Here is an 18693-nt window from a genome sequence, read left to right on the forward strand (position 1 = left end):
TTGGTCGACTGCTGTCTTACCGGGAGCCTCGTCCTATGTCGACTCCCGGGCTCTGCCCCTGCCGTGACCTGCACCGTCACGATGAAAAAGGCTCACTATAAACGAGATCGAGATCGAAAACAGGAACGCCCCTGATCCGGCCGAGGGCTGGCCGAGTCGGAAATCGAGATCACTGCGCAAGAACATGCAATCACTCTCGGGCTCCATCGATCGTCTGGCGCGCCGGACCGAGCGGAGCGACGCAGGGAATCCGGTGGTTGAGATATACCACGCCACAGCCGATATGACTCGGCAATTCTTGAGATCCAAGGAGTCGTTGAACGGTTCCACTCCCCCTCAACTGAGGAGCCTGTACACCGGCATCGCCGCGACACTCGTCGGATGCCGCCCCAGTTTGTACGAAATACTGTCGACGGAGTCAGGCGCTCACGGCGAGGTGGCTGACAATCTTTCTGGACGGCGCTCAAGCCGCCTACGGAACCGCGTCGGAAGAGTCTTCGCATCCATCGGGCAAAATGCAGACCCGGTGGACAAAGTAGTGTCCACATTACTCAAGGCCACCGGCGTAGTCATCGCCCTGATAGCCTTTTTCTGGGGCGAATCGCCGCTCGCGGAGTTGTTGGCGCAGTTCAAATGACTCCGGCACCGCCGGAGGCCCGGCGGGGGCCGTCACCGCACGCCTCAGGAGACGCCGAACTCGTCCTGCATGACCTTGGCGAGCGGGGTGTCGGGGCGTTTTCGGGGGACGCCGTCGACGATCACGTCGACCACCTCGTCGAAGAAGGCGACCAGGCCGGTCAGCGGGGACGCCTCGGGAAGTGGGTCCGAGTAGGTCCAGGCCAGGTTCTCGCCCGCCGCGAACGACAGGTAGGTGGCGCGGCCCTTGTACGGGCAGGCCGTCACCATGTCGCTGGGCAGGACCTCCGCTGTGATGTCCTCGCGGGGCAGGTAGAAGCGCGGGTACAGCTTCGTCTCGAACACGAGGGTCGGGCTGTGTGACTCGGCGAGCAGCACGCCGTTTCGCTCGATGCGCACGTGCCGGCTGCTGCGCCGCGCGTCGACGCGGGAGAACGGGTCGCGGGGATGGGAGAACACGGGTTCGTCCTCCTCCGTCCAGTCGAGCGCGCCGAAGTCGAACACGATGTGACCGGCGAGGTCCGCGTCGTCGGGGCGGAACGCGGCGCGCTCGCGGAGGTCGTCGCCGAGGCGCACGTGGTACGACTGTCCGGCCGTGGAGTGCGCGGCGAACGGGATGCCGGGGTGCAGCACCGGTTCGTCGCTGCCCGGGGCCGGCTCGGCGGGCACGAGGTCGGCGAGCACATCGCTGTCCGGCACGGCGTACGTGGGCACTATGCGGCGTGGTTCCCACAGCAGCAGTGCGGCGCGGCTGTCGACGACGAGCCGGCCGCCGAGCCGGCCACGGATCCACTTGTCCGTCGGCTGGTGCCGCAGCATGCCCGACAGCCTCATCATCTCGTCACCGACGTGCAGACTCATGCGGCAAGTCTTACCGCTGTACCCGGGCGAGGTCGCCTTTCATCGGATTCGCGACTGCCGGCGCGCTCAGAGGTCCAGGGTGAGGGAGGGCCCGGCGGCCCGGGAGACACAGATGAACATGGTGTCGTTGGCAGCCTGCTCGTCGGGAGTCAGCAGGGTGTCCCGGTGGTCGACGGCGCCGGCGAGGACCGGGGTCTCGCAGGTGCCGCAGGTGCCCTCGCGGCAGGAGAAGATGACGTCGATGCCGTTGTCCTCGAGGACTTCCAGGATCGACCTGTCCTCCGGGACGGTGAAGACCTCGCCGCTCCGGGCCAGGCGGATCTCAAAGGCGTGCACGTTCGGCGCCCTTCGGTGGGTGGGCGGGGTGGGCGAGCAGCCAGTCCCACATGGCGACCGGGTCATCGGCCTCGGTCTCGGCGCCGCAGCGGCAGCGCCCGCGCAGGCGGTCGGAGCCGGGTATCCAGGTCACTGACGTTCTCATCGCATGCGGGCCATCATCCGGCGTGCGGCCAGGCCGCCCGTGTCGATGTTGATGGAGAGTTCCTGGTAGCCGTCGGGTTCGCCGGCGATCACCCGTTCCAGGGTGTCGAGCGCGGCGACGTCCTGGAGGACGACGGTGCGGTTGCTCTTGGCGAGGTAGTCGCTCACGTCCTCGTCGTCGAGGGCGAAGTCGCGGGCCACCGCCCAGAAGTCGTGGGTGGAGTGCTCGGTCTCGGGCGTGATGGCGTACACGACCTCGACGTGGAAGGCGTCCGGGTCGGTGCCGTCGTCGTTCGGCAGTACGCCGGCCGGCGCGATCCGGCTGTGCAGGAGGTAGAGGCAGGGCGGCGTGAACTCGATGTCCTGCCAGCGGGTGATCCGGCCGGTGATGCCGGTGGAGTTGGCGTAGAACGGCGGGCACGCGGCGTCGGCCATCCGGCGGGAGACGTACACGATGCCGGCGGCCTCGTCGACCTCGGTGGTGATCGGTGTCTCGGCGACCTCGGGCGTGCCGATCCAGCCGCCGTGCAGGTACGTCTCGTGGGACAGGTCCAGCAGGTTGTCGACCAGCAGGCTCGCGCGGGCGGCCAGTGGTTCCATCCCGGAGACCGCGGTCCAGCCGTCCTTGCGGAGCCAGGGTGCGCGGGGGATGCGTACGGTTGCGGCGACGGCCGGATCTCCGATGAACACCCATATGAACGAGTCCTGCTCGACCACCGGATAGGTCCGCAGCCGCGCTGTCCGCGGCACCCGGGTCTGGCCCGGCACCGCGACGCACACGCCGTCGGCGCCGTAGGTGAAGCCGTGATAGCCGCAGACCACGGTGTCGCCGACCAGGTGGCTGGGCTTCTCCGACAGCGGGAAGCGGCGGTGCACGCACCGGTCGGACATCGCGGTCACCGCGCCGTCCGACGTACGCCAGAACAGGATCGACTCCCCGCACACCGTCCGCGAGAACAGGTCCCGCCCGACCTCGGTGCCGTACGCCGCCACGTACCACTGGTTCCGGATGAAAGCCGTCATGCTCCATGGAGTCTGTGACCCGGGTCGCATCCGGGCATCATGGGTTTCCGTCATTCGGAAGGAGCCGCGTATGAAGCGGGCGGTCACCGGTCCCGTTCTCAGCCGGGCCCTGCGGATCTTCGAGGCGTTCGGGCCCGAGCGCTCGGCACTCACCCTCACCGACCTGGCCCGCCGCGCCGGGCTGCCCCTGTCGACCGCGCACCGCCTGGTCGGCGAGCTGCTGACGTGGGGCGCGCTGGAACGGGACGCGGACGGGCGCTACGTCGTGGGGCTGCGGCTGTTCGAGATCGGCTCGCTGGCGCCGCGGGGGCTGGGACTGCGCGAGCGCGCGCTGCCGTACATGGAGGACCTGTCGCAGGTGACCCATGAGAACGTGCAGCTCGCGGTCCGGGAGGGTACCGAGCTGGTGTTCGTCGAGCGGATCGCGGGCAGTCGCGCGGTGCCGGTGCACACGCGGGTCGGCGGGCGGTTCGCGCTGTCGGCCACCGGGGTGGGGCTGGTGCTGCTGGCGCACGCGCCGCACGAGGTGCAGGAGGAGATCGTCGGGTCGGCGATCCGGCGGTTCACGGCCCACACGGTGACCGACCCGAGAGTGCTGCGGCGGATGCTGGCCGACGTGCGGCTCAACGGGTTCGCGGTCAGCGACCGCCAGGTGACCGAGGACGCCCTGTCGGTGGCGGCGCCGATCCGCGACCCGCAGGGAACGGTGATCGCGGCGCTGTCGTTGGTCGTCCGGTACGGGACGTTCTCGCCACACGCCCTGTCACCGCTGGTCCGCGCCAGTGCCCGGGCGATCTCCCGGGCACTGGCGTGAGAAATCAACGCAGCGTGTCGACGTCGATGACGAACCGGTAGCGAACGTCGGACTTGAGCACCCGGTCGTACGCCTCGTTCACCGCGTCGGCGTCGATCACCTCGACCTCGGAAGCGATGCCGTGCTCGGCGCAGAAGTCGAGCATCTCCTGGGTCTCGGCGATGCCGCCGATGCTGGAGCCGGCGAACGAGCGCCGGTTGCCGAACAGCGTGAACACCTGCACCGGCAGCGGCTCCGGCGGCGCGCCCACGGCGACCAGGGTGCCGTCGAGGCGCAGCAGCCGCAGGTAGGACGCCATGTCGACGGGCGCGCTCACGGTGTTGATGATCAGGTCGAAGCTGTTGGCGAGTCTGTCGAACGTGTCCGGGTCGCTGGTCGCGTGATAGTGCGCGGCGCCGAACGCCAGCCCGTCGTCCTTCTTGCCGAGCGTCTGCGACAGCACGGTGACCTCGGCACCCATGGCGGCAGCGATCTTGACCGCCATGTGACCGAGACCGCCCATGCCGACGACGGCGACCTTCTTGCCGGGACCGGCCTGCCAGTGGGCCAGCGGCGAGTACGTGGTGATGCCCGCGCAGAGCAGCGGCGCGGCAGCTTCGAGCGGGATCGAGGCCGGCACCCGCAGCACGAAGTCCTCGTCGACGACGATGTGCGTCGAGTACCCACCCTGGGTGACGGTGCCGTCGCGGTCGACTGCCGCGTACGTCCCGGTGTTGCCGTTCAGGCAGTACTGCTCCTGGCCGGCGCGGCAGTTGTCGCACTCGCGGCAGGAGTTGACCATGCAGCCGACACCGACGCGGTCACCGGCGGCGTGCCGGGTGACCTCGGTGCCGACCTGCGTGACGTGGCCGACGATCTCGTGACCGACGGTGAGCGGGTAGGGCACCCTGCCCCACTCGCCGCGCACCGTGTGGATGTCGGAGTGGCAGATACCGGCGTAACTGATCTCGATGAGGACATCGCGCGGTCCCACCTCGCGCCGCTCGATCGTGGTGCGCACGAGCGGGTCGGTGGTGGACGTGGCGGCGATGGCGTTGACTGTGCTACTCACGGCACCGACGTTACGTCGGAGCACTCCGACCAGGGAGTTACTGTGAGTACCCCCTAGGGCAGCCGCCACGAGCGGATGTCTTGCTTGGAGGTGACGTGGCCGGTGGAGCCGGTGAACCCGATCCAGGCGCGGCCGGTGCCCAGCTCGGCGGCCAGATCGACGGTCGCGTTGAGCGCGGGCTGCCCGTCGAGGTCGACGAGTAGTCCGTTCAGCGGGGCGTCGTAGGCGACGCGTACGGTGAATGGTCTTTTGAAAAGAGGTTTCTGCACGGTGGCGTAAGCGGTGTTGAAGTCCGGGTTGCCCCGCAGGCTCACCGCGACGTGATCGCCGGCCGGGTCGCCCACGTTGTGGTAGTCGTCGAACTCGACGGCGACGCTGGGCCGGATGCCGCGGTAACCGAGGCCGCCACCCCATCCACCGAGCGCCCTGGGCCCGACCGACTGCACGACGAACGCCAGGCCGTCGGCGCCGCGGACGCCGGAGTGCAGGTACACCTCGAAGGTGGTCTCGAACGACTCTGTCACGTCGATCCGCTCGGTCGACCAGACCGAACCGGCCTGCCGGTATCCGCCGCCGGTCAGGCGCAGCACCTCGGCCTTCGACGGCTTCACGGTGTAGGTCTGCGCCGTGCCGTTGAAGGCGAGATCATCGTTGCCGGGCAGGCCGGCCAGCGCAGGGGCCGGCGCGACGGTCACGGCAACCGTGATGGCCAGAGCGGCAGATAGAACACCTTTTAACATGATAAATCCCCCCGATTTGGTCAGGCGCCTATGGGGCGATCCTGCCACCTACCGGTCACTTCCGCGGCGAAGCGGCCGGTGGGGGCTCGTCGTCGGTGCGGTCGCCTGCCGGCAGCCACAGGACGAAGGTGCTGCCCACGCCGAGTTCGGAGAAGGCGGCCACCTGACCGCCGTGCGACTCGACGATCTGCCGCACGATGGCCAGGCCGAGGCCGGTGCGGCGTTCCCGCGAGTCTCCGGCGCCGTTCGCGGCGCGCCAGAACCGGTCGAAGACCCGGGGCAGGTCCTCGGGGGCGATGCCAGGCCCCTGGTCGGCGACGGCGAGCCAGAGCCAGGAGCCGGTCCGGCCGGTCGCGAGGGTCACTGTCGAGTCGGTGGGTGCCAGGCGTACGGCGTTCGACAGCAGATTGCCCGCCGCCCGCCGCAGCCCGTCCGCGTCGCCGATCAGGTGCAGCCCGCCGGTCAGCTCGTTTCGCAGGCGCAACGGGCGTTCCGGCAGGAACGACTCCTCGCCGGCCTCGCGGGCCACCGCGCTCAGGTCGACGTCGGTGTCGATCAGCGCGTCGGCGTCCCGGCGCGCGGTGGCGAGCAGGTCCTCGACCAGCCGGGACATCCGGGTGGTGGCCCGGTCGACGACCGCGGTGGAGCGGCGGCGCTCGTCCTCGGTGGCGTCCGGTGCGTTGAGGGTGGCGTCCAGGTGGGTCCGGATGATCGCGAGGGGGCTGCGCAGTTCGTGTGAGGCGTCGTCGACGAGTTGCCGCTGGGCGCGGAACGCGTCGTCGAGGCGGTCCAGCATGGAGTCGATGGTGTCGGCGAGGTCGCGCAGCTCGTCGCGGGGCCCGTCCAGCCGGATCCGCCGGGTCAGGTCGGTGGCCTGGATGTCGCGTGCCGTCCGCGCGATCGCGCCGACTGGCCGCAGCACCCGCCCGGAGAGCACCCAGCCGATCCCGAGGCTCGCCACGAACAGCGCCGGCAGCGCGATCAGCGTGTAGCGGCGCAGGTCCTGCAGGGTGTTGTAGTTGACCGCCGCCTCGATCTGGCTGACGTCGGCAACGGTCATCGTCCCGACGTACCCCTCGGCGTTGTAGACCTTGGCGGTCCGCTCGGTGACCGGCTGCGGCGAGGTGGCCTGCTCGACGGCGAAATACGTGACCACCAGGGTGACGCCGGCCAGCGCGAACAGCAGGATCGAGTAGATGACGGTGAGCCGGAACCGGATGGACCGGAACACCTCCGGCGCTCTCACGGCGTCACTCCGGCCAGCCGGTACCCCCGGCTGATCAGCGTCTCGATGGAGCCCTCGCCGAGCTTGCGCCGCAGCGTGCCGACGGTGACCCGGACGGTCTGGGTGAACGGGTCGACGTTGGCGTCCCACACGTGCTCGAGGAGCTCCTCGCTGGAGACCACCCGCCCGGGTCGCGACATCAGGTATTCCAGGACGCCGAACTCCTTCGGCGTCAGGCTCACCGGCTCGCCGTGCAGGGTGACGGTGCGCCGGGCGCTGTTCAGCACGAGGCCGCCGACGGTCAGGGTGGCGGTGCCGCCGTTGGTGTCGCGGCGCAGCAGCGCCCGGATCCGCGCCAGGAGCTCGGCCAGGTGGAACGGTTTGACCAGGTAGTCGTCGGCGCCGCCGTCGAGGCCGCGCACCCGGTCGGTGAGGTTGCCACGGGCGGTCAGCATGAGCACCCGCAGCTCGCTGTCGCCGGGCGTGTGCACCTCACCGTCGCGCAGCGCCCGGCACAGCGCGAACCCGTCGCCGTCGGGCAGGTTCACGTCGAGCAGCATCAGGTCGTACTCGTTGACGGTCAGGCGGTCCCACGCCTGGGCCGTGTCGGCGGCCACGTCCACGGCGTAACCGGTGCGGGAGAGCCCGACCCGCAGGCCCTCGGCCAGATCTTCTTCGTCCTCCACCACCAGCAGGCGCATCTGTCGACTATCCACGGCCGATGAGGCCGGCGGCCACCTCGCGGGCGCGGTCGACGGGTACGGCGAACCCGATCCCGATGCTCCCGCCCCCTTCGAGAGTGGCGATCGCCGTGTTCACCCCGATCACCTCACCGCGCGCGTTGATCAGCGGCCCGCCGGAGTTGCCGGGGTTGATCGACGCGTCCGTCTGCACGGCGGATTGCCTGGTGGAGCCGCCGAGACGGACCTGCCGGTCGACCGCGCTGACGATCCCGGCGGTGACCGTCCCGGACAGTCCCAGCGGCGAACCCACCGCCAGGACCGGCTCGCCGACCCGGACGCCGCGGGGGTCGGCGAGCACGAGCGGCTGCAGCGCGGGGCCGGGTGTGACACGGAGAACAGCGATGTCGCTGCCCGGATCGGTGCCGACCACCTCGGCGGTCAGGCGCCGCCCGTCGGAGCCGACGACGCTGACCGAACCGGCGCCGGCCACCACGTGGTGGTTGGTGACGATGTGGCCGCGGTCGTCGAGGACGAAGCCCGACCCGGACGCGCCGCCGGATCCCGTGCGAACCTGCACCGAGACGACTCCCGGCAGGGCTCGTGCGGCGGCCGCGACCAGGTCGGACGGCACCCCGGCTGGCGGCGCCGGAACAGGAGCCGGGGCGGCATCAGAACCGCGGCCGGCCAGAAAACCGGCCGTGCCGCCGGTGACGGCCGAGGCACTGATGCCGAGGAGCCCGGCCAGCGCCAGCAACCGCCAGCGCGGCCCGACAGACTTATCCGATATATCAGGCAAAAGCGGATGAGGTGGCGGCGAGATGAACTCCGGCCCGCGAGGCGAACCACCCAATCCAACGGTCGACATGAGAATCTCCCTCCTACGGCAGCCTGGCGAACCAGAACATCGACGCCAGCGCCGCGATCAGAGCCAGCACCAGCCCGACCCCGATGAACCGCGCCGACACGTCCTGAACCTCGGTCTCATAACCCACCGAGCTGCCGATGTCCGCGTACGCCGCCCGCAGCTCGTCCGCACTCCCGGCCTCGAAGTAGTTGCCCCCGGTCGCCTCGGCGACCGCCTGCAGCGTCTGCCCGTCGACGGGCACCGCCTGCCCGCCCTCGATCGTCCCGGCCGCCGTCCCGAACGAGATCGCGTCCACCGGCACCCCGAGCTCGGTGGCCAGCCGGGCGGCCTCCACCGGGTCCTGCCCGGAGGTGTTGGCGCCGTCGGAGAGCACCACCACCCTCGCCGACGGTGCGTCCTCGCCCCGGAGCAGGTCGAGTGACGTCGCGATCGCGTCACCGATCGCCGTGCCCGCCCGGCCGGCCGCGCCCTCCGACAGCCGGGCGATGCCCGCGTTCACACTGGCCCGGTCGGTCACCGGCGGCACGAACACCGAGGCCGAACCGGCGAACCCGACCAGACCCACATTGAACTGTTCCGGCAGGTCACCGACGAACTCGACGGCCGCCGCCTTGGCCGCGCTCAACCGGTCCGGCGCCACGTCCGAGGCCAGCATCGACCGGGAGACGTCCACCGCGACCAGCACGGTCGCGCGCTCCCGGGGCACCTGCACCTCGGCCTGTGGGCGGGCGAACCCGACGATCAGCAGGCCGAGCATGGCCAGGAACAGTCCGGCCGGGACGTGGCGGCGCCAGCCGGGACGCTTCGGCGCGACCCGGTCGAGCAGTTTCAGATTGGTGAAACGGACGGCGTACCGGCTGCGGCGCCGCTGCGCGATCACGTAGGCGGCGGCGAGGGCGGCGACGGCCAGGAGCAGCCAGAGCCGCTCCGGGGAGAGCCAGGTCATGAGGTCACACCCTTTCGGTGGGCCCGGCCGAGACGGCGCTGGGCGTGCACGTGGCGGACGATGTCGGCGACCCAGTCACGGTCCGTGCGCAGCCTCAGGTGGGCCGCGCCGGCACGCCGGATCGCCCGGGACACGGTGTCCTGCTGCTGACGTGCGGCGGCCGCGTACCTCTCGCGCAGCCTGCGGCTCGCGGTCGGCACCTCGCGGCGCCGCCCGGTCTCCGGATCGACCAGGGTGAGCAGGCCGACGTCGGGAAGTTCGTGTTCGCGCGGGTCACCGACGTGGACGGCGAGGACCTGGTGGCGGGTGGCGAGCCGGCGCAGCGGTTGCTCCCAGGCCGGTGCGCCGGGCCCGAGCCCGTCGTCGTCGAGGCCGTCGAGGAAGTCCGAGACCACGACCATCAGGCCACGCCGGGGAACAGCGCGGTGCATTCCGTCGATCGCGGCGGAGAGCGCGATCGAGTCGGTGGTCACCCTCGCGCGAGGCGCGGCGAGCAACGTTCGCAACATTCCCAGCAAATGTGTACGCCCACCGCGCGCTGGATACCGTCGGACACCGTCCGGAGTCATGAGGTGTGCGCCGAGCCGGTTCCCCGCACCCGCGGTGAGGAAGCCGACCGCCGCCACGGCCGCGATCGCCAGTTCCCGCTTCTCGAACTCGGCCGTACCGAAGTCCATGCTCGCCGTCGAGTCGACCAGCACCCAGGTGGCGAGTTCCCGGTCCGCGTCCACGGTCCGCACGTGCGGCACTGCGGTGCGAGCGGTCACCGCCCAGTCCATCCGGCGCACCTCGTCCTCGCCGGGCCGGTACTCGCGGCTGCCCGACGGCTCACTGCCGGCACCGGGCAGCAGACCGAGGTATGAGCCGTGCAGCAGCCCGTCGAGCCGCCGGGTGATCGTCAGCTCGAGGCGCCGCAGCCGTCGTTCCGGCGCCAGTTCGTTGATCGTCGCGCCGTCGTTCACGCCGCCACTCCCAGCCCGTCACCGGTGTGCTCCTGCGCCGGTGCGATCACCGGCGGGGCGACGATTTCGAGAATCCGGTGCACGATCGACTCGGGCTGAACACCGTCGGCGACCGCGTCGAAGGCGAGCACGAGCCGGTGGGCCAGGACGTCCTCGGCCACACTGACGATGTCGGCGGGCAGGACGTACTCCCGTCCGCGCAACAGTGCGAGAGCCCGAGCGGCCGCGACGAGGCCGAGAGTCGCGCGCGGGCTCGCACCGTACGCCAAAAGCTCTTTGGTCTCCGGCGAGCCGAACCGGCCCGGATCGCGCGTCGCGGCAACCAGCCGGACCACGTACTCGGCCAGCGCGTGATGGACGAAGACGTCACGGGCCTTGGCCTGCAGGGCCGCCAGCCGCACCGGATCAAGCACCGGCGCCGCGTGCGGCCGCACACCGCCCATCCGATAGAGGATGCCCAGCTCGTCCTGGTCGGTGGGATAACCGACGACGACCCGCATGAGGAACCGGTCGCGCTGCGCCTCGGGAAGCTGGTAGACACCCTCGCTCTCGATCGGGTTCTGCGTCGCCAGCACCAGGAACGGCTGCGGCACCGGATAGGTGCGCCCACCGAGCGACACGTGCCCCTCGGCCATCACCTCGAGCAGCGCCGACTGCACCTTCGCCGGCGCCCGGTTGATCTCGTCGGCCAGCACGATGTTGGCCATGACCGGCCCGAGCTCCACGTCGAAACTCTCCCGGCCGGCCCGGTAGATACGGGTGCCGACGATGTCCGACGGCACCAGGTCCGGAGTGAACTGAATACGGTGGAAGGTGCCGCCGACCGCGACCGCGAGCGTCTCCGCAGCCAGCGTCTTCGCGACACCGGGCACCCCTTCCAGCAGGCAGTGCCCACCGGCGAGCAACGCGGTCATCAGCCGCTCGACGAGCCGGTCCTGCCCGACGATGACCTTTTTGACCTCGAACAGCGTCTGTTCCAGCAGCCGTGCGTCAGTCATGAATCTCCCTCGATGGCGTGTACTGCCCAAGAGCGGGCGCCCGGGAGATCGGGGGCAACGCCGAACGCCCGCTCAGGCCACCCATGACACCAACGCCCCCCGAAAACCGGCCGAAGGGTGGGGCGCAGCGGTCTCTCAGAATCGGAGCGGAGGTCGTCCGCGCTCACAGCCGCCACCTCGTCGCACCAACGGCTGCCGGGCTCGTTTGCGCTGCTCGAAGCGGATCGTGGACGCCATCGCCCCGGCCCGGACGACACCCAGGTTCCGGGCCGGAACTACCAGGTCAGCCCCAGCTTGCAACCGGGGCCGCCGGCTATGGTTTGCGGCCGACGGCGCCGTACTGGTCGATGTCGGGGTGGTCGGTCTCGGGGTGCCAGCTGGTGACCGGGACCAGGCCCGGGTCGACGAGTTCGAGGCCCTCGAAGAACCGGGCCAGGCGTGTCCGGCTGCGCAGGTGGTACGGCAGCGCGGCGGACTCGTTCCAGATGCGGGCGGCCTCGACCACCTCGGGTGTGTCGTCGGTGCTGTCGCAGATGGCCAGATAGCTGCCGGGCGGCATCGGGGCCATGGCCGCGCGGGCCAGGTTCTGCGCTGCGGTGTCGTCCTCCACGTGGCCGAGGACGCCCATGAAGAGCACGGCCACCGGCTCGTCGAAGTCCAGGGTGCGGCCGGCCTCGCGCAGGACGAGATCCATGTCGTGCAGGCTGGCGTCGACATAGGCCGTGACGCCGTCCGGGTGGCTGGTCAGCAGCGCGCGGCCCTGGGTGACGACCAGCGGATCGTTGTCGACGTAGACGATGCGGCTGTCCGGAGCCACCGCCTGGGCGACCTCGTGCGTGTTGTCGGCGGTCGGCAGTCCGGCGCCGATGTCGAGGAACTGCCGGATGCCGGCCTCACCGGCCAGGTAACGCACCACCCGGGTGAGGAAGGCGCGGCTGAGCCGGGCGTTCTCCGCCAGCGCGGGCTGGCCGATCAGCACCTGCTCGGCGACCGCCCGGTCGACGGCGAAGTTGTCGGTGCCGCCGAGCAGGTAGTTCCAGATGCGCGCGGTGTGCGGGACGGAAGGCTCGTCACTGGCCACGGCCACAGTCTAATCGATGACATCAAATATCTATCGCGGTCAGGCCGCCGGGGCCGGCGAGGAACACCGCGCCGGGTCCGGCCGCCAGGTCGTGGATGGGTGCGCCGGTGTCCAGCGTACGAGTGGCGGCGCCGGAGAGCGGTTCCCAGATCCGCAGGGTGCCGTCCTGGCCGCCGGAGGCGAGGCGTGCGGGGCTGCCGGGCACGGTCACCAGCGCGTGCATCCGGCCGGTGTGGCCGGAGTCGGGCTCGGCGACGAGGGCTCCGGTCCAGGGGTTCCAGATGCGAACGGCGTTGTCGCCGTTGACGGCCGCGAGCAGGACGGTGCCGTCGTCGGCCGGAAACGCGGTGAGCAGGCTGGGCGCGCCGGTGAACTGGACGGTGAGCCGGGTAGCCGGTACGCGGATCCGGGCGCCGGTGACGCCGTTCCACAGCCGGACGCGGTCCGGGGTGCAGGCCGCGATGAGACCGGGGCCGCACACCGCGATCGCGTGCACGTCCTTGGGCAGGCGGAACCGGACCGGGCGCCCCCAGCGGCGCAGCGCCCTGCCGGTGGTGGCGTCCCAGATCCGTACGGACGACTGGTGGTAGGTGTGCGAGAAGACCGTGGCGAGCAGGCGCCGGCCGTCGCGACCCGTGAACGTGACCGCGTCCCTGGCACGGCCGGGAGCCCGGCCGAGCGGTGCGCGCCCAGGCCACCGCACGGCCTGCCCGGTCCGCGCCGACCAGCGGTGCAGCCCGCCGAGATAGGTGCCACACGCGACACCGGAGTCACCACTCGGTGTGTCGATTTCCGGTGTGTGGATTTCCGGTGCGCAGCGGGGCCGAACTCCACACGGAACGTCTGAGGGCAGGGGAACTCAGGCCAGGCTCGCGTCGACCTTCGAGGTGAGGCGCCGGTCGTTCACCATGATCGGCTCGCCCACCTCCTCGCCGGTGGACTGATCCCACCGGCGGACGGTCTGATCGCCGTTGCCGTAGGTGGCCACCATGTCGGGCGACGCCCGGACCGTGACCCGGCCGCTGTGCCCGGACGGCGGTAGAGCGGTGCCGTCCTCCGGCGGGGTCAGGTCCCAGACGCGAACGGTGTCGTAGTAGCCGGCGGCGAGCATGGGCCTGCCGTCGGGATCGCGAAAGGCCGTAAGCGTCTCAGCGTGTTCGGGCGGGCCGAACAGCGGTTGCCGGGCGGGGCGGCCGGTCGCGAGGTCCACCAGCCGGACCGTGCCGTCATAGCCGCCGGCGGCCAGCCACGGTGTGCCGTCCGGCCCGGCGAACACCTCGACGGCGCCGACGTGGCCCAGGTTCCAGCGCGGGCGGTGCACACTGCCGTCGCGGGTCTCGCACACCTCGACCTCGACCTCGGCGAAGACCAGCCGGACCGCGCCTCTCGCGTCGCTCCACCCGGTGAAGTCCCGCTCGGGCCATCTCGCGGATCTGATCAGGTGCCCCGACGGGAACACCGTTGCGGACGGATCCCAGAGGCCGGCGTTGACGTCGACGATCTCGTCCTCGCCGTCGGACCGCACGGAGAAATGGCTGAACGCCGTCCGGGTGGTTCCGTCGGGCGCGAACACCGTGCGCAGCTCGAACGACGGGGTGTAGCCGTGCGGTTCCCGGACGAGCCTGGCCGGGCCGTCGTCGTCCACTCGCGAGACACGGACGGAACCGTCATGAGCCGCAACGCCCAGCGAAGCGCCGGCAAGCGCGACGATCGAGGACACCCCGCGGCCGTGACCGGTCCGTGGGGCGGCCACCTCGGCGCCGCTCTCGACGTCCCAGATCCGCACGGTGCCGGCCTTGTCACCGACCGCCAGCCGTTCGACTCCAGCGGCGCCGGCCACCGCGGCCAGCGCCGTCGCCCCCTCGACCGGCAGCGGCTCGCCCCACGACCGGCCGCTCAGCGCATCCCAGAGCTGAACAGTCCGCCCGCTTGACGGCGTGGTCGCGAGAACCACCCGCCGATCGGGCAGCGTGATCGCCGCGACCCTCTTGGCCGGGGCGGACCAACTGAGACCGACCTGATTCCGCCGTGACCAACGAACCCGCAACGCGCCACCCGGCCCCTCGACCACAGGGCGCACCAGCCGAGCGCCGCCACCATTCAACACGACGGTCGCCAGGTCCGCCTCGGAGTGGTCCCGACGTAGGCTCGGGGCATGGTGACGTTGCGGGATGTGCGGGACGCGGCCAAGCGGATCGAAGGCGTCGCGCACCGGACGCCGGTGATCCAGTCTCGTACGCTGAATGACCGCGCCGGAGCGCGGGTGTTCCTCAAGGCGGAGAACCTGCAGCGGATGGGCGCCTTCAAGTTCCGCGGCGCCTACAACGCGATCTCCCGGCTCTCCGCCGAGCAACTGACCCGGGGCATTGCGGCGTTCTCGTCCGGCAACCACGCCCAGGCGGTCGCGCTGGCCGCCCGTGAGCTCGGCAGCACCGCGGTGATCGTGATGCCGGCCGACACCCCGGTCTCCAAGCTCGACGCCGTCCGGGAGTACGGCGCGGAGATCGTCACCTACGACCGGTACACCGAGGACCGGGAGGCGATCGCGCGACGGCTCGCCGAGGAGCGCGGGCTGGCGCTGATCCCGCCGTACGACCACCCGGACATCATCGCCGGTCAGGGCACCGCGGCGCTCGAACTCCTGGAGGAGGTGGGCGAGCTGGACGCGATCGTCGTACCCATCAGCGGTGGCGGCCTGATCGCCGGCAGCGCCACCGCGGCGAAGGGGGTCCAGCCGTCCATCCGGGTGGTCGGCGTCGAGCCGGAGGCGGGCGACGACACCCGGCGGTCCCTGGCGGCCGGCGAGCGCGTCCGCATCGACGTGCCCCGCACCATCGCCGACGGCCTGACGGTCTCCACGCCCGGCGAGCTGACCTTCCCGATCAACAGGGCGCTCGTCGACGAGATCGTCCTGGTCAGCGACGATGAGTTGCGCGACGCGATGCGCTTCGCCGTCGACCGCCTCAAGCTGGTGATCGAGCCGAGCGCGGCCACCACCCTGGCGGCGCTGCTCAACCACCGGCTCGATCCGGTACCCGCCCGGATCGGCGTCATCATCTCCGGCGGCAACGTCGGGGCGGCGCGTCTGGCCGAGCTACTGGGATAGGACCGACGCGATCGCGGCGTGCGGGCGGTGCGTGCCGTCGAACGGCCGCTGGTCCCGCTCCACCTCGGTGAAGCCCGCCTCCGCCAGCCGCGCGGAGAACTCGTCGACCGGCCAGAACCAGGCGGTCGTGACCTTGTGGTCGAAGGGTTCCACCGCCTCGCCGTCGAAGAAGCCGGTCACCAGCGTGGCACCGGGTTTCAGAACGCGCCGGAACTCGGCGAGCGCGGAGCCGAGTTCCGGCGGCGGGAGATGGATCAGCGAGTACCAGGACAGGATGCCGTCGGCCGACCCGTCCTCGACGTCGAGGTTCCGCATCGACCCGAGCCGGTAGTCACCGTCCGGGTGCGACGCCCGCGCGTACGCGATGAACTCCGGAACCTGATCGATCCCGGTCGCGTCGGCGCCGCGCGACCGGAGGTAACCGGTGATGTGGCCCGGGCCGCAGCCCAGATCCAGCACCCGGCCCGACAGGTTGCGCCCGATGAACGCCAGGTCACGCGGGTCCACCTGCTCACTCGTGCCGAACAGGCTGATGTAGAGGTCGGCGACGGCGGAGTACGCGTCTCGAACGTTCACCGCGTGACTATACGAAGCGCCGTCAGGCGACCTGCTGCCACCAGGCGTCGATCTCCGGCGGGCAGTCCACGTCGATCCGCTCGCCCGGCTTCGGGATGGCCAGCCGTACGTCGCGGGCCTTCGCCTCGCGCCAGGTGCGCTCGGCCGGCTCGGCCCACCGGTGCGGCGCCAGGTCGAACGTCGCCCAGTGCACCGGGATCATCAGGCCGCCGCGGACGTCGAGGTGGGTGGCGACGCCGTCCTCCGGCTTCATGTGGATGTCGGACCAGTCCTGGCCGTAGGCGCCCACCTGCACCAGCGTCACGTCGAACGGACCGTGCTCCGCACCGATCTCGGCGAAGCCGGGGAAGTAGCCGGTGTCGCCCGAGTAGAACGCCTTGCGGGTCGGTCCGTTGATCACCCAGCTGGCCCAGAGGGTCTCGTCGCGGCTGAACCCGCGGCCGGAGAAATGCCGCGCCGGGGTGGCCACGAGCTCGAGCTCGCCGACCCGGGTGCTCTCGTTCCAGTCCAGCTCGGTGATGCGGTCCTCGGGTACGCCCCAGCGCTCCAGGTGGGCGCCGATGCCGAGCGGCACGACGAACATCGCGTCCTGGTGCTCGCTCAGGTACCGCACGGTCGCCATGTCCAGGTGGTCGTAGTGGTCGTGCGAGATCACCACGACGTCCACCCGCGGCAGGTCGCCGAGTGCGATCGGCGGTTCGTGCAACCGGCGGGGGCCGGCCAGGCGGGACGGCGAGCACCTCTCGCTCCACACCGGGTCGAGCAGCACCCGGTGCCCCTCGATCTCGATCATCGCGGAGGAGTGGCCGAACCAGGTGACGTGCAGTCCCCGCGCGTCACCGGCGATCCCGGCCACCAGCGGGACGGGCTGATGCGGGCGGCGGGCGTCGCCGCCGGTGAACACCTCGGCGGCCACCCGCGGGATGGCGGAGAGGGAGATCCCGGTCGACGTGGGCACGTTGTTGCGGAACTTGCCGCCGGAGAACTGCGGCGAGGCCTCGACCCGGGCCAGACGTGCACCACGAGCCTTCCCGCCCAGCTGAGCCGCGATGCTTCCGGTGGTCGTCACGGTGTTCGTCATGCTCCCAATGTAGGCACTGATAACAATGTAGTCAACGCCTACTATGTGGTCGTCGCTCACATCACTGTAGGGTGGGCCCATGAAGACCCGGCCCTACCACCACGGTGACCTCCGCGCCGCACTGCTCACCCGCGCCGAGCAAACCCTGCGTGAGAAGGGCCCCGCCGAGCTGTCGCTGCGCGAGCTGGCCCGCGAGACCGGGGTCAGCCCCGCCGCGCCGAGCCGGCACTTCCGCAGCAAGCAGGCCCTGCTCGACGCGCTCGCCCTCGAAGGGTTCGATCGGCTGACGACCGCGATGGTTGAGGCTCACGACCGGGCCGGCGAGTCGTTCGCCGACCAGTTCGCCGGGCTCACCCGCACCTACGTGTCCTTCGCCACCGCCAACGCGGCCCTGCTCGAGCTGATGTACGCACGCAAGCACGAGGCCGGCGCCCCCGACGACCTGATCGCCTCCATGCACCGGCTGGCCGACCTGGCCATGAGCCTGATCACGGCCGGTCAGCAGCGCGGCGAGATCCGCGAGGGCCCGGTGGAGCGCCTCGCGGTGCCCCTGTTCGCCATGCTCCAGGGCCTCACCGCCCTGATCCTCAGCGGCGCACTGCAACCGGACCAGGTCGAGGAGAGCCTCGACGAGACGATCGCCCTCCTGCTGCGCGGTTACGCACCCTGACTAGGGTCTTGCCATGCTCAGCCTGATGGAACGCGCCAGCCTCTGGGGGTCCGGTCTCGGCGCGGTCGTGTCGGCCACCGCGCTGGGCCGGGAACCGCTGACGGCCACGCTCTGCATGACGTTCTTCGGAGGCTGCTGCGCGTTCCTGATCTACGAGTCGCGGAGACGGGCCACCGACGAGACGATCAGCGCGGTCGGCGGCTTCCTGCGGGAGCGCCGGCTCGCCCGGCACGACATCGACGGATACCAGCAACTTGTCGAGATCGCGGCGCCTCTGCGCGGCCGGGCGGGCGTCTGGGCACTCACCGAGCTCAGCCACGATCCCCGGCTGATGGACGGCCTGTTCTTCCACGCCCGGCGCCGCGAGATCGCCGGGCTCCCTGAGCCCGGCACCGAGCCGTTGAGCTGGGCGTTGGCCAGCCTTCACCCCAATGGGTACGTGCGTGAGGCCGCGGTTGCCGCGATGGGCCGGGCACCCCGCTTCGAGTTCGTCCCCTTCCTCGTCGAGCGCGCGGTGGAGCGTGTCGACGCGGTGCGATCGGCGGCGCTGGCGGCCCTGCGGCAGATCCCGGCCGGCGCCTCCGCCGAGTCCTTCGCCCGCGTAGCCGCCCGCCGCCACGCCGGCGACCTGGCCGAACTCTGGGCAATCCCGGGCCACGAGGATTCCTGACGAAGGGCGGACGGAATCGGATGAAACGAATCAGTCTTTTGTTGTTTTCGCATGTCGGCGGTGGTTTCTCGCGCCAGATTCCGGAACCAGGTGTGTGCGGTGTCGTGTTCACGGGAGGCGTGCCACCACAGTGCCATCCGGACCGGGGCCGCGCCGGGCGGGGCGGGCACGCTGCTCAACCGGCTGCGCGTCCATCGCCCGGCCGAGTTCGGCTCCCGCACGCCC

The 18693-nt window shown here is 70.9% G+C and carries 21 protein-coding genes; 4 read left to right on the forward strand and 17 right to left on the reverse strand.

Annotated elements, in window-relative coordinates; genetic code table 11:
• Positions 1–681: 681 nt before the first annotated feature.
• The 4 genes from AB0M02_RS37500 to AB0M02_RS37515 form a co-directional block, all read right to left on the reverse strand.
• On the reverse strand, positions 682–1497 hold the full coding sequence (locus AB0M02_RS37500) for a DUF427 domain-containing protein (protein ID WP_364236008.1): 816 nt from the start codon (positions 1495–1497) through the stop codon (positions 682–684).
• 66 nt (positions 1498–1563) lie between these two features.
• Positions 1564–1833, reverse strand: a complete 270-nt coding sequence (locus AB0M02_RS37505) for a 2Fe-2S iron-sulfur cluster binding domain-containing protein (protein ID WP_364236011.1) — start codon at positions 1831–1833, stop codon at positions 1564–1566.
• Positions 1820–1966: a hypothetical protein gene (locus AB0M02_RS37510; RefSeq protein WP_364236014.1), complete on the reverse strand. Its 147-nt coding sequence runs from the start codon at positions 1964–1966 to the stop codon at positions 1820–1822. Before AB0M02_RS37510 ends, AB0M02_RS37505 begins: the two co-directional genes overlap by 14 nt.
• An 8-nt stretch (positions 1967–1974) precedes the next feature.
• Positions 1975–3000, reverse strand: a complete 1026-nt coding sequence (locus AB0M02_RS37515; RefSeq protein WP_364236016.1) for an aromatic ring-hydroxylating dioxygenase subunit alpha — start codon at positions 2998–3000, stop codon at positions 1975–1977.
• A gap of 70 nt (positions 3001–3070) precedes the next feature.
• Here AB0M02_RS37515 and AB0M02_RS37520 point away from each other — a divergent pair, with 70 nt between their 5' ends.
• A complete protein-coding gene (locus tag AB0M02_RS37520) occupies positions 3071–3814 on the forward strand; it encodes an IclR family transcriptional regulator (protein WP_364236019.1) in 744 nt (247 codons plus the stop codon).
• A 4-nt stretch (positions 3815–3818) separates the two neighbouring features.
• Here the strand turns inward: AB0M02_RS37520 and AB0M02_RS37525 are convergent, their stop codons facing one another.
• From AB0M02_RS37525 to AB0M02_RS37575, 11 genes are all read right to left on the reverse strand, one after another.
• Positions 3819–4865 (reverse strand): NAD(P)-dependent alcohol dehydrogenase, encoded by a 1047-nt coding sequence (locus AB0M02_RS37525; protein ID WP_364236021.1) that lies wholly within the window; start codon positions 4863–4865, stop codon positions 3819–3821.
• A 53-nt stretch (positions 4866–4918) separates the two neighbouring features.
• Positions 4919–5560, reverse strand: a complete 642-nt coding sequence (locus tag AB0M02_RS37530) for an L-type lectin-domain containing protein (protein ID WP_364236024.1) — start codon at positions 5558–5560, stop codon at positions 4919–4921.
• 100 nt (positions 5561–5660) lie between these two features.
• Positions 5661–6851 (reverse strand): HAMP domain-containing sensor histidine kinase, encoded by a 1191-nt coding sequence (locus AB0M02_RS37535; protein ID WP_364236027.1) that lies wholly within the window; start codon positions 6849–6851, stop codon positions 5661–5663.
• The gene (locus AB0M02_RS37540; RefSeq protein WP_364236028.1) at positions 6848–7531 is read right to left on the reverse strand and encodes a response regulator transcription factor; all 684 of its coding nucleotides are present in this window, start codon (positions 7529–7531) and stop codon (positions 6848–6850) included. Before AB0M02_RS37540 ends, AB0M02_RS37535 begins: the two co-directional genes overlap by 4 nt.
• Positions 7532–7538: 7 nt before the next feature.
• Positions 7539–8378, reverse strand: a complete 840-nt coding sequence (locus AB0M02_RS37545; RefSeq protein ID WP_364236031.1) for a trypsin-like peptidase domain-containing protein — start codon at positions 8376–8378, stop codon at positions 7539–7541.
• A gap of 13 nt (positions 8379–8391) precedes the next feature.
• A complete protein-coding gene (locus tag AB0M02_RS37550) occupies positions 8392–9324 on the reverse strand; it encodes a VWA domain-containing protein (protein ID WP_364236034.1) in 933 nt (310 codons plus the stop codon).
• Entirely contained in the window at positions 9321–10286 is a 966-nt protein-coding gene (locus AB0M02_RS37555) for a DUF58 domain-containing protein (RefSeq protein WP_364236036.1), read from the reverse strand. Before AB0M02_RS37555 ends, AB0M02_RS37550 begins: the two co-directional genes overlap by 4 nt.
• Positions 10283–11284, reverse strand: coding sequence for a MoxR family ATPase (locus AB0M02_RS37560; RefSeq protein WP_364236039.1), 1002 nt, complete (start codon positions 11282–11284; stop codon positions 10283–10285). Before AB0M02_RS37560 ends, AB0M02_RS37555 begins: the two co-directional genes overlap by 4 nt.
• Positions 11285–11597: 313 nt before the next feature.
• On the reverse strand, positions 11598–12371 hold the full coding sequence (locus tag AB0M02_RS37565; protein ID WP_364236041.1) for an SAM-dependent methyltransferase: 774 nt from the start codon (positions 12369–12371) through the stop codon (positions 11598–11600).
• Between the two features lie 16 nt (positions 12372–12387).
• A complete protein-coding gene (locus tag AB0M02_RS37570) occupies positions 12388–13068 on the reverse strand; it encodes a hypothetical protein (RefSeq protein WP_364236043.1) in 681 nt (226 codons plus the stop codon).
• 156 nt (positions 13069–13224) lie between these two features.
• Positions 13225–14319 (reverse strand): hypothetical protein, encoded by a 1095-nt coding sequence (locus AB0M02_RS37575; protein WP_364236045.1) that lies wholly within the window; start codon positions 14317–14319, stop codon positions 13225–13227.
• 201 nt (positions 14320–14520) lie between these two features.
• Between AB0M02_RS37575 and AB0M02_RS37580 the strand changes: the two genes are divergently transcribed.
• A complete protein-coding gene (locus tag AB0M02_RS37580; protein ID WP_364236046.1) occupies positions 14521–15471 on the forward strand; it encodes a threo-3-hydroxy-L-aspartate ammonia-lyase in 951 nt (316 codons plus the stop codon).
• Here the strand turns inward: AB0M02_RS37580 and AB0M02_RS37585 are convergent.
• Entirely contained in the window at positions 15460–16047 is a 588-nt protein-coding gene (locus AB0M02_RS37585) for a class I SAM-dependent methyltransferase (protein ID WP_364236049.1), read from the reverse strand. The genes AB0M02_RS37580 and AB0M02_RS37585 overlap by 12 nt on opposite strands.
• 22 nt (positions 16048–16069) lie before the next feature.
• The gene (locus AB0M02_RS37590) at positions 16070–17128 is read right to left on the reverse strand and encodes an MBL fold metallo-hydrolase (protein ID WP_364236051.1); all 1059 of its coding nucleotides are present in this window, start codon (positions 17126–17128) and stop codon (positions 16070–16072) included.
• Between the two features lie 79 nt (positions 17129–17207).
• Here AB0M02_RS37590 and AB0M02_RS37595 point away from each other — a divergent pair, with 79 nt between their 5' ends.
• Positions 17208–17798: a TetR/AcrR family transcriptional regulator gene (locus AB0M02_RS37595; RefSeq protein ID WP_364236054.1), complete on the forward strand. Its 591-nt coding sequence runs from the start codon at positions 17208–17210 to the stop codon at positions 17796–17798.
• A gap of 13 nt (positions 17799–17811) precedes the next feature.
• Positions 17812–18468 carry a hypothetical protein gene (locus tag AB0M02_RS37600; RefSeq protein ID WP_364236056.1) on the forward strand — a complete coding sequence of 219 codons (657 nt, stop codon included), beginning with the start codon at positions 17812–17814 and terminating at the stop codon, positions 18466–18468.
• The last annotated feature ends 225 nt before the right edge of the window (positions 18469–18693 follow it).

This window comes from Actinoplanes sp. NPDC051861, from assembly GCF_040681145.1.
Classification (GTDB): Bacteria; Actinomycetota; Actinomycetes; order Mycobacteriales; family Micromonosporaceae; genus Actinoplanes.

Excerpts from the sequence above, each read along its gene's own strand:
- AB0M02_RS37500 (WP_364236008.1), bottom strand. The coding sequence starts at position 1,497 with ATGAGTCTGCACGTCGGTGACGAGATGATGAGGCTGTCGGGCATGCTG.
- AB0M02_RS37515 (WP_364236016.1), bottom strand. The coding sequence starts at position 3,000 with ATGACGGCTTTCATCCGGAACCAGTGGTACGTGGCGGCGTACGGCACC.
- AB0M02_RS37520 (WP_364236019.1), top strand. The coding sequence starts at position 3,071 with ATGAAGCGGGCGGTCACCGGTCCCGTTCTCAGCCGGGCCCTGCGGATC.
- AB0M02_RS37540 (WP_364236028.1), bottom strand. The coding sequence starts at position 7,531 with ATGCGCCTGCTGGTGGTGGAGGACGAAGAAGATCTGGCCGAGGGCCTG.
- AB0M02_RS37545 (WP_364236031.1), bottom strand. The coding sequence starts at position 8,378 with ATGTCGACCGTTGGATTGGGTGGTTCGCCTCGCGGGCCGGAGTTCATC.
- AB0M02_RS37550 (WP_364236034.1), bottom strand. The coding sequence starts at position 9,324 with ATGACCTGGCTCTCCCCGGAGCGGCTCTGGCTGCTCCTGGCCGTCGCC.
- AB0M02_RS37560 (WP_364236039.1), bottom strand. The coding sequence starts at position 11,284 with ATGACTGACGCACGGCTGCTGGAACAGACGCTGTTCGAGGTCAAAAAG.
- AB0M02_RS37580 (WP_364236046.1), top strand. The coding sequence starts at position 14,521 with ATGGTGACGTTGCGGGATGTGCGGGACGCGGCCAAGCGGATCGAAGGC.
- AB0M02_RS37590 (WP_364236051.1), bottom strand. The coding sequence starts at position 17,128 with ATGACGAACACCGTGACGACCACCGGAAGCATCGCGGCTCAGCTGGGC.
- AB0M02_RS37595 (WP_364236054.1), top strand. The coding sequence starts at position 17,208 with ATGAAGACCCGGCCCTACCACCACGGTGACCTCCGCGCCGCACTGCTC.
- AB0M02_RS37600 (WP_364236056.1), top strand. The coding sequence starts at position 17,812 with ATGCTCAGCCTGATGGAACGCGCCAGCCTCTGGGGGTCCGGTCTCGGC.